Consider the following 13,682-nt stretch of genomic DNA (forward strand, 5'->3'; position numbering starts at 1 on the left):
GCCTCGACCGCGATCTCGACGATGCCATCCGCCAGAGCCCGATCTGGCGTGATGTCGTCGACCTGCTCGAGAGCCAGCCCGGCATCGGCAAGGTCACCGCCCGCACCCTGGTCGCCGAACTGCCCGAGCTTGGCCGCACCTCCGGCAAGAAGATCGCCGCCCTGGTCGGCCTCGCTCCCTATGCCCGCGACAGCGGCACCCTCCGGGGACGCCGCATGATCTGGGGCGGAAGGGCCGGCATCCGAGCCACCCTCTACATGGCAACCCTCGCCGCCATCCGATCCGATCAGACCATTCGCGCCTTCCACCGCGGCCTCATCGAACGCGGAAAGCCCAAAAAGGTCGCCATCGTCGCCTGCATGCGAAAGATCGTCGTCCATCTCAACGCTATCCTCGCCAGGCACTACCAAAATGCCCAAGCCAAAGCTTGACACTCACACACAGTCGCTCTCCCCCCTCTTCGAGGGCGGAGAGGGCTTCTGCTTGTCACCGCAAATGACAGGCCACCAGCTGGCCGTCGCCCACGTCCTTCAGCGGCGGGGATTCGACGCGGCAGCGGTCGATCGCGTAGGGGCAGCGGGTGTGGAAATGGCAGCCCGGCGGCGGGCGCACCGGGCTCGGCACGTCGCCTTCCACCATGTGCTTGTTGCGCTTCAGCGCCGGGTCGGGCACCGGCACGGCGGAGAGCAGCGCCTCGGTATAGGGGTGCTGCGGCCGGGTGAAGAGCGTCACCTTGTCGGCATACTCGACGATGCGGCCGAGATACATCACCGCGATGCGGTGGCTGATGTGCTCCACCACGGCGAGATTGTGCGAGATGAAGAGATAGGCGAGGCCTTCCTCGCGCTGCAGGTCCATCATCAGGTTGATGACCTGGGCCTGGATCGACACGTCGAGCGCCGAGACCGGCTCGTCGGCCACGATCAGCTTGGGATTCAGCGCCAATGCCCGGGCGATCGAGATGCGCTGGCGCTGCCCGCCGGAGAATTCGTGCGGGAAGTTCTTCATCTGCTGGGCGCGCAGGCCCACGCGGTCGAACAGGCGCGCCACCATGCGTTCGCGCTCGGCGCCATCGGCGATGCCGTGGATCTTCAGCGGCTCGCCGACGATGGTGCCGGCCCGCATGCGCGGGTTGAGCGAGGAGAACGGGTCCTGGAACACGATCTGCATCTCGCGGCGATAGGGGCGCAGCGCCTTCTTGCCGAGATGCGTGATGTCCTCGCCGCGCACCATGATCGAGCCGCCGGTCGGCTCGACCAGGCGCAGCACCGTCCGCCCCACCGTGGTCTTGCCGCAGCCGGATTCGCCGACCAGGCCGAGCGTCTCGCCGGGCTGGATCGAGAAGCTGACGCCGTCGACGGCGAAGACATTGCCGACGGTCCGGCGCAGCAGCCCCTTCCTGATCGGGAAGTGCTTCTTCAGGTCGCGGACTTCGACGACGGGCGCTGACATGGCGACCTGCATTTCACTCACCGGCATGCCAGCACGCAGCCCAATGGGCGTCGCGCTTCTCCTCGAAGGGCGGGTACTCCGCGCGGCACCGGTCGTCGGCCAGCGCGCAGCGCGGCGCATAGGCGCAGCCGGCGGGCAGGTCGAAGAGCGGCGGCACCATGCCCGGAATCTCCTGCAGGCGGCCGGTCTCTACCGTCTGGTTGCGCATCAGGCCGAGCCTGGGGATCGAGGCCATCAGGCCGCGCGTATAGGGATGCAGCGGGCGCGCGAACAGCTCCTCGACCGTCGCCTCCTCCACCTTGCGCCCCGCATACATCACGATGACGCGCTGCGCCGTCTCCGCCACCACGCCGAGGTCGTGGGTGATCAGGATCACCGCGGTGCCGAGCTGGTTCTGCAGCTCGAGGATCAGGTCCAGGATCTGCGCCTGGATGGTGACGTCGAGAGCGGTGGTCGGCTCGTCGGCGATCAGCACCCTGGGATTGCACGAAAGCGCCATGGCGATCATCACGCGCTGGCGCATGCCGCCGGAAAGCTGGTGCGGATATTCCTTCACCCGCTGGGCCGGCTCCGGCACCTTGACCAGGCGCAGCATCTCGACCGCGCGCTCCATCGCGGCCGCCTTGCTCATGCCCTGGTGCATCATCAGCGCCTGGCTGATCTGCCGGCCGACTGTGAGCACCGGGTTGAGCGAGGTCATCGGCTCCTGGAAGATCATGGAGACGCGGTTGCCGCGCACCTTGCGCATCGCCGGTTCGCTCAGGGAAAGCAGGTCGGTGCCTTCCAGGACGACCTTGCCGCCGACGATGCGGCCCGGCGGATCGGGAATCAGGCGCAGCAGGGAAAGCGCGGTGATGCTCTTGCCGCAACCGGACTCGCCCACGATCGCCAGCGTCTCGCCGGCCTTTAGCGCGAACGACACGCGGTCGACCGCCCGCACCATGCCGGCGCGCGTATAGAACACGGTCTGCAAATCATCGACCGTCAGTACGACTTCGCCGATGCTGCGGCGGCGAGGCGCGGCTTCGACTTTCTCGGCAATCTGGGCGGTCATCGGGCTCATCGATCAGCTGCGCTGGCGCGGGTCGAGCAGGTCGCGCACAGCATCGCCCAGAAGATTGGTGCCGAACACGACCAGGCTGATGGCAAGCCCGGGGAAGATCACGAGCCACGGCGCGGTGCGGACATACTCGGCGGCGGATTCCGACAGCATGCGGCCCCAGGAGGGATGCGGCTCCGGGATGCCGAGGCCGAGGAAGGAGAGCGAGGCCTCGGTCAGGATGGCGGCGCCGAGCTGGGCGGTGGCGAGCACGATCAGCGGCGCCAGCGTGTTGGGCAGCACGTGGAAGACGGCGATGCGGACTTCACTCATGCCCTGGGCCCGCGCCGCCTCGACATAGGGCAGCTCGCGGATCGCCAATGTATTGGAGCGGATGACGCGCGCGACGTTGGGGATCAGCGGGATCGAGATGGCGATGATGGTGTTCTCGAGCGACGGCCCGAGCGACGCCGCCATGACCAGCGCCATCACCAGCAGCGGCAGCGCCTGCATGATGTCGATCACGCGCTGCACCAGCAGGTCGAACCAGCCGAGCAGATAGCCCGAGGCGAGCCCGATGATCACGCCGATCAGGCAGCCGAGCGCGGTCGAGCCGAGGCCGACGGCGAGCGAGATGCGCGCACCGTGCACCACGCGGCTGTACATGTCGCGGCCCATGAAATCGGCGCCCATCAGGGCTTGGCCGCCCGGCGCCATCAGCGATTTCGCCGGATTGGTTGAAGTCGGATCGACCGGGGTGATGACGTCGGCGAAGATCGCGGCGAAGACGAACAGGATCACGATCACCGCGCCGAAGGCACCGAGCGGATAGCGATTGGCGAGGAACAGCGTGCGGCTGGCCCAGCCGGTGACGTTGGCCCCGGCCCTGGCAAGCTCTGCGCTGTGGTCGACGGTCGTCATGCGACGTTCCTTCCGTCCTCAATCCGCATATTTGATGCGGGGGTCGAGCACCACGTAGAGCAGGTCGACCAGAAAATTCACCACCACGACGACAAGCGCGATGAACATCACCAGGTTCTGCACGATCGGATAGTCGCGCCACAGGATCGCCTCGACCAGGAAGCGCGCGACGCCGGGAATGTTGAACACCGTCTCGGTCACGATCAGGCCGCCGATCAGGAAGGCCGCCTCGATGCCGATGATGGTGGTCACCGGCAGCACCGCGTTCTTCAGCGCGTGATAGTAGTTGACCGAGGTGTTGGAGGCCCCCATGGCCCGCGCGGTGCGGATGTAGTCCTGCCGCAGCACCTCCAGCATGGAGGAGCGCGTGAGGCGCATGATCAGGGCCGAACTTCGGAACCCCACCGCGGCGGCCGGTATGCTGTAGAGCAGCAGCTCATCCCAGAGCGTATCGGGCGGTCGCGTGTAGATCGGGATGGTGCCGAAATACTGCACGCAGAACATCAGGATCAGCAGCGCCAGCCAGAAGGACGGCAGCGACAGCCCGCTCAGGCTGATCACGCGCAGCGCGTAGTCGAGCTTGGTGTTCTGGCGCACCGCGCTGATCACGCCGAGCGGCAGGCCGAGGACGATGGAGAAGATCAGCGCCATCAGTGCGAGCTTGGCGGTGATCGGAATGCGCGGGCCGATCTCCTCGATGGTCGGCTTTTCCGAAACGTAGGAGAAGCCGAGGTCGCCCTGCACGAGCCCGCCGATCCACTGGAGATACTGAACGATGATCGGCTGATCGAGGCCGAGCTCGGCCTCGATCTGCGCCTTGTCGGCGTCGTCGATCATGCCGGCCGCCTCGAACACGATGTCGGCGATATTGCCGGGCACGAGGCGCAGCATGACAAAGATGAGCACCGACATCCCGAACAAGGTCAGGAGCATCAAGAGCAGGCGCTTGACCAGGTACGATGCCAAATTCGGAGCTCCCCGGCGCCGAAACGCGGCCGAAAACGAACTCGATCAGAGACCCCGCCGGCCGGCGATGACGCCGGCCGGCGGGCCTGTCCTTACTTGTCGAGCCAGATGTCGTCCCAGCGCCAGCCGTTATAGATGCTGTTCCGGTGCATGGTGACGTTCTTCACCTCCGGCTGCCAGCAGGTCGCCGCGCGGCCGTGGCTGATGATCGGGCGGGCGCCGTCGAGCTGGAGCTGCTCGTCGATGTCCCAGACCATCTTCTGACGCTTCTTCACGTCGAGCTCCTGCGACTGCGCCACCATCTTCTTCTCGAGATCGGCGTTGCAGTACTTGGTGTAGTTGCGCTCCGACGCACACGCGTAGTTCTCGAAGAAATAGGCGTCCGGTTCGTCGACCGACGATCCGGTCAGGTTCAGGCCGACGGCATATTCCTTGCGCGCGATGCGGCCGTACCACTGGCTGGTGTCGATGATGTCGAGCTCGGCGTCGATATAGATCTCCTTCAGATGGTCGATCAGGATCACCGCCGGGTCGCGATAGACTTCGATGTTGCGGGTCGAGACCTTGACGGCGAGGCGCTTGTTCGGGCCATAGCCGGCTTCCTGCATCAGCTTGCGGGCCTCGTTGCGGTTCTTCGCCATGTCGCCGCCATAGCCGGGCAGCTTGGCGAGCCGCTCCGGCGGCAGGCCCCACTGGCCCTCCGGCGGCGGCAGCAGCGCGCCGCCCATGTCGTTCTTGCCTTCGCTCAGGATGTCGATGAAGGCCTTGCGGTCCATGGTCAGCAGCATGGCGCGCCGGATCTTCGCATTGTCGAAGGGCGGCGCGTCGCGGTTGACCAGCAGGTTGACCGAAACGTTGGTCGGCTGCAGCTCGCAGGTCGCCTGCGGCCGCTGCGAGGTGATGTCCTTGAGCAGCGGCACGGTGATGTCGACCGGGAAGGTCATGTGGAACTCGCCGGCGACAAAACCGAGGATGCGGGTCGAGCGGCTGCGCACGATGGTCCACTCGATCGCGTCCAGATAGGGCTTGCCCTGCTTCCAGTAGTTCGGGTTCTTGGCGAGCTTGATGAATTCGTTCTGCTTGAACTCGACGAACTTGAACGGGCCGGTGCCGATCGGCTTGGTGCGCATCTGCGCCGGCGAGACATGGCAGGGATAGACCGGCGAATAGCCCGCGGCGAGCATCGCAAGGATGCCCGGCTGCGGCCGGCCGAGATGGAAGCTCACCTGATGCGGCCCGTCGACCTTCACGTCCTTCAGGTTGGTGTACCAGGTCTCGCGCGGGTTCTTGCGGAACTTCTGCTTCGACTTCTCGGTCAGCAGGTCCCAGGTGCACTTCACGTCCTCGGCGGTGAAGGGCTTGCCGTCATGCCACTGCACGCCCTGGCGCAGCTGGAAGGTCAGCACCTTGGCGTCCTGGCTCCACGACCAGGATTCGGCCAGCTCCGGCACGATCGTCTCGGTGCTGTTGATCGGCTTGTGCTGGTCGTAGACGACGAGGTTGTTGAACACCGCCATCATCGGGGCAGCGACCGAAACCGTCGCCTCCTCGTGCATCGAGACGCTCGGCGGCGTGTCGCGATGGCTGATCTTGAGCGTGCCGCCCGATTTCTGGGCGATGGCCGACGAGGCGGCAAAGCTTCCGATGACGATGGCCGCAAGCGCGACGGCGCGCGGGTATGAGCCTCTCATTCCCGTGTCCTCCCTTGTTGTTGCCCCGATTTGAACGATTATCGGTCGCCGACGCAACCACCTCCGTGCATCACATACGAGATTCTTCCGGCCGGCTGGTTCAGCCCAGTGCCCCGGATCGCTGCAGTGCCGCAATGGCCGCGTCGTCCAGCCCGGCCTCGCGCAGGATCGCCTCGGTATGGGCGCCAAGCTCCGGCGCCCGGCCGGCCTTGCGCATGGTCGCGAAACCGAGGCGGACCGGGCTCGCCACCGTGCGCGGCACGTCGGGCGCCTCGGTGGCGAGGAAGATGCCGGCATGCTCGGCCTGCTCGTCCTCGACCACCTCGCTGACATGATTGATCGGCGCGGCCGGCACGCCGGCGGCGACGAAAGCCGCGCGCCAATGGGCCCAGGGATGGGCGGCGAACACCCGGTCGAGCTCGGCCACCAGCGCGGCGGCGTTCTGGCGGCGGGGCAAGGCTTCGGCGAAGCGCGGGTCCTCCAGCAGGTCGGCCCGGCCGATGGCGCGGCAGAAGATCGGCCAGCTGCGCGCCTCCGGCGCCACCACCACGGTGAACCACCGCCCATCGGCGGCGCGATAGGGATTGAGCAGGGCGCTGCGCGGCCGCTCGCGCGGCGGCGCGGGGCAACGGGTCGCGCCGACCAGGGCGCCGGCGACCAGCGCCGCGTTCGACCAGGCGCCGTTGGCATAGAGCGAGGTGCCGACCCAGCCGCCCTTGCCGGTGCGCTCGCGCCGGTAGAGCGCGATCATGATGGCCGAGAGCAAGGTCATCGCCGTCGCCCGGTCGCCCTGCGCCGGCAGCGAGAAGCCGGGCGGCCCGCCTTCGTAGCCGAGCGCCTCCAGGATGCCGGCACGGGCGAAATAGGCGTTGTTGTCGAAGCCCGGCGTCGCCGCTTCCGGCCCGGTCTCGCCATAGCCGGTCAGCGAGGCGTAGATCAGGCGCGGGTTGACCGGCTCCACCTGCGGCCAGTCGAGCCGGAGCCGCTCGCGCGCCGGCTTGGGGAAGTTCACGATCATCACGTCGGCGCCGGCGATCAGCCGGTCGAGCGCGGCGCGGCCGTCCGGGTGCTTGAGGTCGAGCGCGATGGAGCGCTTGTTGCGGCCGTCCATCGCCCAGGGGAAGTTGACCTTCGCCTGCGGGTAGTTCGGGTTCTTCCAGTTCACCCGATAGGGATCGCCGGCGCCGGGCGGCTCCACCTTGATGACGTCGGCGCCCCAATCGCCCATCGCGGTCGCCGCCGCCGGCGCGGCGATGAAGGAGCCGACATCCAGCACGCGGATGCCGGCGAGAGGGAGCGGCTCGCCGGGCGCAGCATCCTCGCTCATTGCCGCGCGCTCTCCTCGATCCCGGTGCGGAAGGTGGACGGCGTGACCGTCTTCGAGGCGCTGGCCCGCTTGGCGAGCCAATAGGCGTAAGGCGGCGGCACCATCGCGAACTGCTTGTCGACCCCGAGCTTCTGCGCCGCATCCATCGGCCAGTTTGGGTTGTAGAGGATCTCGCGCGCCAGGGCGATCAGGTCGGCCTGACCGTTCTGCAGGATCGCCTCGGCCTGGTCGGCATGCACGATCAGACCGACCGCCATGCTCATGATCCCCGCCTCGCGGCGGATCTTGTCGGCATAGGGCACCTGGTAGCCGTAGCCGACCGGGCCAGCGCTGACCACCGGTCGCCCGAGCATGCCGCCGGAAGAGCAGTCGATCACGTCGACGCCCTTGTCCTTGACGATGCGGGCGAGCCGCACGCTCTCGTCCGGGCCCCAGCCGGCATCGTCCTGCACCGAGAGGCGCAGGAACAGCGGCTTATGCGCCGGCCATTGCGCGCGCACCGCCTCCGTCACCTCGACGGCGAAGCGCATGCGGTTCAGCTCGCTGCCGCCATATTCGTCGTTCCGCACATTGGCGCGCGGCGACAGGAACTGGTGGATCAGGTAGCCATGCGCACCGTGGATCTCCAGCACGTCGAAGCCGGCTTCGTGGGCGCGGCGCGCCGCCTGGCCCCAGGCCTCGACCAGCTGCTTCACCTCTGCGTTGGAGAGCGCGCGCGGCTCCGGCTCGCCCTCGCTCGAGGCCAGGGCGCTCGGCGCCACCAGCTCCCAGTCGGCGAAATCGGGAATGTCCGGCCCGGGCTTCAGCGGCACGCCGCCTTCCCAGGGCCGGCTCAGCCGCGCCTTGCGCCCGGAATGGCCGAGCTGGATGCCCGGCACCGCGCCATGCGCGCGGATGAAATCGACCAGCCGCGCGAAATGCGGCACGAAATCGTCCTTCCACAGGCCGAGGTCGCCGACCGTGCCGCAGCCGCGCCGGTCCACCTTGGTCGATTCCACGATGACGAGGCCGGCGCCGCCGGCGGCGAACTTGCCGGCATTCATCAGGTGCCAGTCGGTCGGATAGCCGTTGACGCCGGAATACTGGTGCATCGGCGCCACCACCACGCGGTTCTTGAGCGTGATGTCGCGCAACTGGATCGGCTGGAACAGCAACGGCCCCGCCATTGGGATTTCCTCCTGGTCTTTGGCCTGAGGCTAGCCTGTCACCGCCCCGAACGGAATTGCCGCGGCTCCAGACATCACATGCTTGAGCAAAGCCCTCTCCGCCCTCGAAGAGGGGGGAGAGGGTTGGGAGAGGTGGGGAGGATGCGGTCAGGAAATAAGCGCAATCACGGATGCGTTGCACACAGGCGCATTTCGCCAAGAAGCGGCGCGCCCACCTCTCCCAAACCCTCTCCGCCCTAAGGGCAGAGAGGGCTTCCTGCGGGATTGTCGCCGCGTCAGGGAAGACCGCCATCGACCTGGATGACCGAGCCGGTGGTGAAGCCGGAATGCGGGCTGGCGAGGTAGAGCGCGGCGGTGACGATCTCCTCCGGCCTGCCGCTCCGCTTCAGCGCCGCGCCCTTGTTCTGCTTCGCCTCCTCCGACCAGGCATTCGACACGTCGGTGAGGAAGCGGCCGGGCGAGATGGTGTTGACGCGCACTTTCGGCCCGTATTCGAAGGCGAAGGCGGTGGTGAGCGCGTTGATCGCCGCCTTGGCGCCGGCATAGGGCGCGATTTCCGGCCGCGGGCGCAGCGCGCCGGCGGAGGAGAGGTTGATGATGCAACCGCCCTCGCCCGCCGCCATGCGGCTGCCGACCAGGGCGGAGAGCCGGAACGGCCCCTTGAAGTTGAGCGACAGCACGCGGTCGAACAGCTCCTCGCTGGTCTCGAGCGAGGACGGCGCCAGCGGCGAGGAGCCCGCATTGTTGACCAGGATGTCGACCTTGCCGAAGGCGCGGTAGGCGGCGTCGACCAGGCCGTCGAGCTCGCTCCAGCGCGCCACGTTGCAGCCATAGGCCAAGGCGCGGCGGCCCATCGCCTCCACCTCGGCCGCCACCTTCTTGCAGTTCTCCGCCTTGCGGCTGGTGACGATCACGTCGGCGCCGTGCGCGGCGAAGGCCTTGACCATCTGGTAGCCGAGGCCGCGGCTGCCGCCGGTCACCAGCGCCACCTTGCCCGTCAGGTCGAACAGGTTCGCCATCTTGTTTCCTCCCGCTTTCGGATACGAGGCATGCTGCTTCGCAGCTTGCCGGCTCATCCGCAAGCTGCCTAGGCTCGCCGCTGCAACGGTGCCCTGCGAAGGCATCGCATATCGCCAGGGCGGAAACCTTTCTTGTCAGCCTCGACCTCGCTTCAGGGCCAGTCCACCGCGGCGGCGCCGCAACGCTTCTGGGCCGCGCTCACCGCCTCGACGGTGATCAACCTGCCGTTCGGCTCGCTCTATGCCTTCAGCGTGTTCCTGAAGCCGCTCGAGACGCTGCTCGACGTCACCCGGGCCGAGCTCTCCTTCGTGTTCGGCCTGGCGACCATCTTCTTCACGCTCGGCATGAACGTGGCGCCCTATCTGTTCCGCCTCGCCTCCGCGTCGGTGCTGGTGGCGGGCTGTGCGGCGGCCGGCGCGATCGGCACCGCGCTCGCCGCGACCGCGGGCGGCGTCGTGCAACTCGCGCTCGGCTACAGCGTGCTGTTCGGGCTCGGCGGCGGCGCCGCCTATATCATCGTGCAGCAGGGCGTGAACGTGATGGTCCGGTCGCATCGCGGCCTGATCAACGGCTATGTCGTCAGCCTCTATCCCGCCGGCGCGATGATCGCCGCGCCGCTGTTCGGCCTCGGCCTCGGCCTGTTCGGCGTGCGCGGCACGATGGGGGCGCTGGCCATCGCCATCGCGCTGGCCGGGCTCGCCGCCGTGCTTCTGGTGATTCATTCCGGCATGACGCTGAAAGCCGCGCCGAGTGCCGCCGCCGAGGCGGAGACGCCGGAACGCTATGGCCTGGTGTTCTGGCAGATCGCCGCCGTCTTCCTGCTCGCCGCCGCGGCCGGGCTGACCGTGCTCAGCCAGGCCGCCGGGATGATCGCCGCCTATGGCGGCACCACGGCGCTGGCCCTCTTCGCCACCACCTGGATCACCGGCTGCATCACCGCGGCGCGCATCGGCGGCGGCTGGCTCGCCGACAAGTTCGCCGTGCCCTACATCATGGCGGCCGCGCATGTGGTGGCGCTGGCCGGCGCCATCGGGCTCACGCTCTGGCCCGGGCCGCTGGTCGCCGTCGCCACCTTGTCGCTGGTCGGCATGGGCTATGGCTTCATCTCCGGCTCCACCGCCGCGGCGGTCGCCTTCTACTGGCATGTCAACGCCTTCGGCCGCATCGCCAGCCGGCTCTACATCGCCTGGGGCCTCGCCGCGATCAGCTTGCCGGTGGTGGCCGGCTGGCTGTTCGACCAGACCGGCGGCTATCGCGCCGCGATGATGCTGGCCGGCGGCGGCAACCTGATCGGCATCGCCATCGCGCTGACCCTGCCGCGCCAGCGCCGCGTCACTTGAGCGCGACGCGGGCCGGCGCGAGCGGCAAGCCGGCGACATCCGACCGCGTGCGGAAGACGGTGCCGCAATTCTCAGCCGGCCCGCCGCGCGAGCCGGTGACGATGTAGAGGTCCTGCAGGTCGTCGCCGCCGAAGCAGAGGCTGGTCACCATCGGCAGCGGCACTTTCACGTCGCGGATGTGCCGGCCGTCGGCGCCGAACACGGCGACCCGGCCGCCATGCGCATCGGCGACCCAGACCGAGCCGTCGGCTGCCACCTTCAGGCCATCGGCAACGCCGTTCTCGCCCAGGCTGACGAATTTCCGCCACGGCCCGACCGCGCCGTCGGCCTTCACGTCGTAGACCCGCACCATGCCGCCGCGCGCATCCGAGTGATAGAGCCGGCGTCCGTCCGGCGAGAAGCCAAGGCCGTTGGTCAGCATGATGCCGTCGGAGATGGTGCGGACCGAGCCGTCGAGGTCGATCACGTGCAGATGGCCGGGCCTGGGCGGATCGCCACCGAACACCTTGTAGGCGAGCGAGCCGACATAGACGCGCCCGGCCTTGTCCGTGGTCAGGTCGTTGAAGCCGACCGCTTCCGGCGTGACGTCGCTCGACAGCAGCACCTGGGTCGACTGGTCCGCCAAGTTGACGAAGGCGATGTCGCGCCCGCCGACCACCAGCCCGCCGGCCGCGTGCAGCGCCATGCCGCCGATGCCGCGCCGCTTCTCCACCACCCGGGTGACCTTGTCCTGCCGGTCGAGCAGGAACACGCCGCCGCCCATCACGTCGCTGAAATAGAGCCCCTTGGCCGGGTCCCAGACCGGGCCTTCGATCAGGCCATAGCCGGTGGCGAGCTGTTGCATGGTTTCCTCCGGTTTTTTCTCCCCGCATCATGCCACGCGGCGGGGCGCCGTGCAGGCCAGCCGCCCGGCGACGGCATGGGTGAACAACGAATCCCGTGCGTATAATCTCGCCCCAAAGGGTGGGAGGAAGCAGCCGCAATGTCGTTGCCGGCCGAGAAGGAAGCGTTTCACACATCGCTGGTCACGCGCGGCGAGGCGCAGATCATGCTGGGCGGCGCCGCCCTGATGATGACGCTCGCCATGGGCATGCGGCAGAATCTGGGCCTGTTCCAGACCCCGGCATCGCAGGACCTCGGCATCGCCATCGCCGATTTCGCGCTCGCCATCTCGGTGCAGCAGGTGGCCTGGGGCGTCAGCCAGCCGATCGCCGGCATTCTGACCGACCGCTACGGCACGCGCTGGGTCACGCTTTCCGGCTGCGCCCTGTTCGTCGCCGGATTGCTGCTGACCGCGACGGCGACCGGCGCGCTGGCCATCGTCATCGGCGCCGGCCTGCTGATCGGCTTTGCGCTCTCCTGCACCACCTCGGCGGTGACGGCCAGCATCGCCGCCCGCGTGGTGGTGCCGGGCCGGCGCACGCTCGCCTTCGGCATCGTCTCCGCCGCCGGCTCGGTCGGCAGCCTGCTGACCGCGCCGCTCGCCGCCTACATCATCGGCACGGAAGGATGGCGCGCGGCGCTCTGGGCCTTCGTCGTGCTGGGGCTCGCCATGCTGCCGGCCGCGCTGATGGGCAGCCGCGCCGACAAGCTGCCCACCGGCCTGCCGCAGGACAAGGGCCTGACGACCACCGCGGCACTCGGCGAGGCCATGCGGCATCCCGGCTATATCGTCATGTCCTGCGCCTATTTCGTCTGCGGCCTGCAACTCGTCTTCCTCACCACGCATCTGCCGACCTATCTGGTCGCCTGCGGCATGGAGGCGAGCTATGGCGCCGTGGTGCTGGCGCTGATCGGCGGCTTCAACATCCTGAGTTCCTGGGGCTTTGGTTGGCTCGGCGATCGCTATCCGAAGCGCCTCCTGCTCGGCGGGCTCTACATCTCACGCTCGGTCGCGCTCGCGCTCTTCTTCATGTATCCGCCGACGCCGCTCACCGTGGTGCTGTTCGCGATCACCATGGGCACGCTCTGGCTCGGCGTCATCCCGCTGGTCAACGGACTTGTCGTCCAGATCTTCGGCCTGCGTTATCTCGCGACCTTGACCGGCGTCGCCTTCCTCAGCCACCAGACCGGATCCTTTCTCGGCGCCTGGGGCGGCGGCTATATCTACGATGCGCTCGGCTCCTACGACCTCGCCTGGCAGATCGGCGTCTCGATCGGTTTGCTGGCCGGGTTGATGCAGCTGATGATGTACGACAAGCCGACCGCGCGGCTCGCCGCGCAGCCGGCGGAATAGGGAGGATGCCGATGGCCGAAGCCACCGAGCGGTTCCGCGATCGCAAGATCACCTTCGGCAACGGCGCGACCGGCCGCGCGATCGAGATCGCCAGCGCCAACCCGCTCAACTACCACCAGGCGATCAGCCGGCCGGGCGAGATGCCGAAGGCCGCGATCGACGGCCAGCTGTTCCTGCCGCCGGGGGCGAAAAGCAAGCTGCCGCTGGTCATGGTGGTGCCGGGCAGCCTGACCGTCGGTCCGAACCACCTCGCGCATGCCGAAGCGCTGACCGATCAGGGCATCGCCGCCTTCGTGCTGGACCCGTTCAGCGGCCGCGGCGTCACCTCCACCGTCGCCAACCAGACGCAGTTCTCCTTCGCCGCCAGCGCCTATGACGTGCTGGCGGCGCTCAAGGTGGTCGCCGCGCTGCCGGAGATCGACGCCGACCGGATCGGCGCGCAAGGCCACAGCCGCGGCGGCGCCGCGGTGCTGACCGCCGCCGCCCGCCGCTTCGCCGGCGCCGTGCTGGGCGAGCGCCCGCGC

At 68.2% G+C, this 13,682-nt stretch carries 13 protein-coding genes; 4 read left to right on the plus strand and 9 right to left on the minus strand.

Annotated elements, in window-relative coordinates; all coding sequences use genetic code 11:
* On the plus strand, positions 1-431 hold a 431-nt coding region (locus tag DT074_RS26230; RefSeq protein WP_162915256.1), incomplete at its 5' end, for a transposase.
* A gap of 55 nt (positions 432-486) precedes the next feature.
* Here the strand turns inward: DT074_RS26230 and DT074_RS26235 are convergent.
* From DT074_RS26235 to DT074_RS26270, 8 genes are all read right to left on the minus strand, one after another.
* The gene (locus DT074_RS26235) at positions 487-1,452 is read right to left on the minus strand and encodes an ABC transporter ATP-binding protein (RefSeq protein WP_119422821.1); all 966 of its coding nucleotides are present in this window, start codon (positions 1,450-1,452) and stop codon (positions 487-489) included.
* Positions 1,453-1,465: 13 nt separating this feature from the next.
* A complete protein-coding gene (locus tag DT074_RS26240; protein ID WP_119422812.1) occupies positions 1,466-2,506 on the minus strand; it encodes an ABC transporter ATP-binding protein in 1,041 nt (346 codons plus the stop codon).
* Positions 2,507-2,518: 12 nt separating this feature from the next.
* Complete coding sequence (locus DT074_RS26245; RefSeq protein ID WP_119422813.1) at positions 2,519-3,412, minus strand: ABC transporter permease; 894 nt, start codon at positions 3,410-3,412, stop codon at positions 2,519-2,521.
* An 18-nt stretch (positions 3,413-3,430) separates the two neighbouring features.
* Positions 3,431-4,378, minus strand: a complete 948-nt coding sequence (locus DT074_RS26250; RefSeq protein ID WP_119422814.1) for an ABC transporter permease — start codon at positions 4,376-4,378, stop codon at positions 3,431-3,433.
* Between the two features lie 92 nt (positions 4,379-4,470).
* Positions 4,471-6,069 (minus strand): ABC transporter substrate-binding protein, encoded by a 1,599-nt coding sequence (locus DT074_RS26255; RefSeq protein ID WP_119422815.1) that lies wholly within the window; start codon positions 6,067-6,069, stop codon positions 4,471-4,473.
* A gap of 100 nt (positions 6,070-6,169) precedes the next feature.
* Entirely contained in the window at positions 6,170-7,396 is a 1,227-nt protein-coding gene (locus tag DT074_RS26260) for a CaiB/BaiF CoA transferase family protein (RefSeq protein WP_119422816.1), read from the minus strand.
* Entirely contained in the window at positions 7,393-8,562 is a 1,170-nt protein-coding gene (locus DT074_RS26265) for an NADH:flavin oxidoreductase/NADH oxidase (protein ID WP_119422817.1), read from the minus strand. The genes DT074_RS26260 and DT074_RS26265 overlap by 4 nt, the downstream gene beginning before the upstream one ends.
* A gap of 275 nt (positions 8,563-8,837) precedes the next feature.
* A complete protein-coding gene (locus tag DT074_RS26270) occupies positions 8,838-9,581 on the minus strand; it encodes an SDR family NAD(P)-dependent oxidoreductase (protein WP_119422818.1) in 744 nt (247 codons plus the stop codon).
* A 132-nt stretch (positions 9,582-9,713) separates the two neighbouring features.
* On the opposite strand from DT074_RS26270, the gene DT074_RS26275 reads away from it, so the two are divergent.
* Complete coding sequence (locus DT074_RS26275) at positions 9,714-10,922, plus strand: MFS transporter (RefSeq protein WP_119422819.1); 1,209 nt, start codon at positions 9,714-9,716, stop codon at positions 10,920-10,922.
* Here the strand turns inward: DT074_RS26275 and DT074_RS26280 are convergent.
* Positions 10,915-11,766 carry an SMP-30/gluconolactonase/LRE family protein gene (locus tag DT074_RS26280; protein WP_119422820.1) on the minus strand — a complete coding sequence of 284 codons (852 nt, stop codon included), beginning with the start codon at positions 11,764-11,766 and terminating at the stop codon, positions 10,915-10,917. The genes DT074_RS26275 and DT074_RS26280 overlap by 8 nt on opposite strands.
* Before the next feature lie 204 nt (positions 11,767-11,970).
* On the opposite strand from DT074_RS26280, the gene DT074_RS26285 reads away from it, so the two are divergent.
* Positions 11,971-13,158 (plus strand): MFS transporter, encoded by a 1,188-nt coding sequence (locus DT074_RS26285; RefSeq protein ID WP_119422822.1) that lies wholly within the window; start codon positions 11,971-11,973, stop codon positions 13,156-13,158.
* An 11-nt stretch (positions 13,159-13,169) separates the two neighbouring features.
* Positions 13,170-13,682, plus strand: a 513-nt coding sequence (locus DT074_RS26290; protein ID WP_162915257.1) for a dienelactone hydrolase family protein, incomplete at its 3' end; no start/stop codon positions are given.

Source organism: Desertibaculum subflavum, from assembly GCA_003576705.1.
Taxonomy (GTDB): Bacteria; Pseudomonadota; Alphaproteobacteria; order Ferrovibrionales; family Ferrovibrionaceae; genus Desertibaculum; species Desertibaculum subflavum.

Bases quoted from the DNA above. Each gene is read 5' to 3' on its own strand.
- DT074_RS26235 (WP_119422821.1), bottom strand. From the start codon at position 1,452: ATGTCAGCGCCCGTCGTCGAAGTCCGCGACCTGAAGAAGCACTTCCCG.
- DT074_RS26240 (WP_119422812.1), bottom strand. From the start codon at position 2,506: ATGACCGCCCAGATTGCCGAGAAAGTCGAAGCCGCGCCTCGCCGCCGC.
- DT074_RS26245 (WP_119422813.1), bottom strand. From the start codon at position 3,412: ATGACGACCGTCGACCACAGCGCAGAGCTTGCCAGGGCCGGGGCCAAC.
- DT074_RS26255 (WP_119422815.1), bottom strand. From the start codon at position 6,069: ATGAGAGGCTCATACCCGCGCGCCGTCGCGCTTGCGGCCATCGTCATC.
- DT074_RS26260 (WP_119422816.1), bottom strand. From the start codon at position 7,396: ATGAGCGAGGATGCTGCGCCCGGCGAGCCGCTCCCTCTCGCCGGCATC.
- DT074_RS26265 (WP_119422817.1), bottom strand. From the start codon at position 8,562: ATGGCGGGGCCGTTGCTGTTCCAGCCGATCCAGTTGCGCGACATCACG.
- DT074_RS26270 (WP_119422818.1), bottom strand. From the start codon at position 9,581: ATGGCGAACCTGTTCGACCTGACGGGCAAGGTGGCGCTGGTGACCGGC.
- DT074_RS26280 (WP_119422820.1), bottom strand. From the start codon at position 11,766: ATGCAACAGCTCGCCACCGGCTATGGCCTGATCGAAGGCCCGGTCTGG.
- DT074_RS26285 (WP_119422822.1), top strand. From the start codon at position 11,971: ATGCTGGGCGGCGCCGCCCTGATGATGACGCTCGCCATGGGCATGCGG.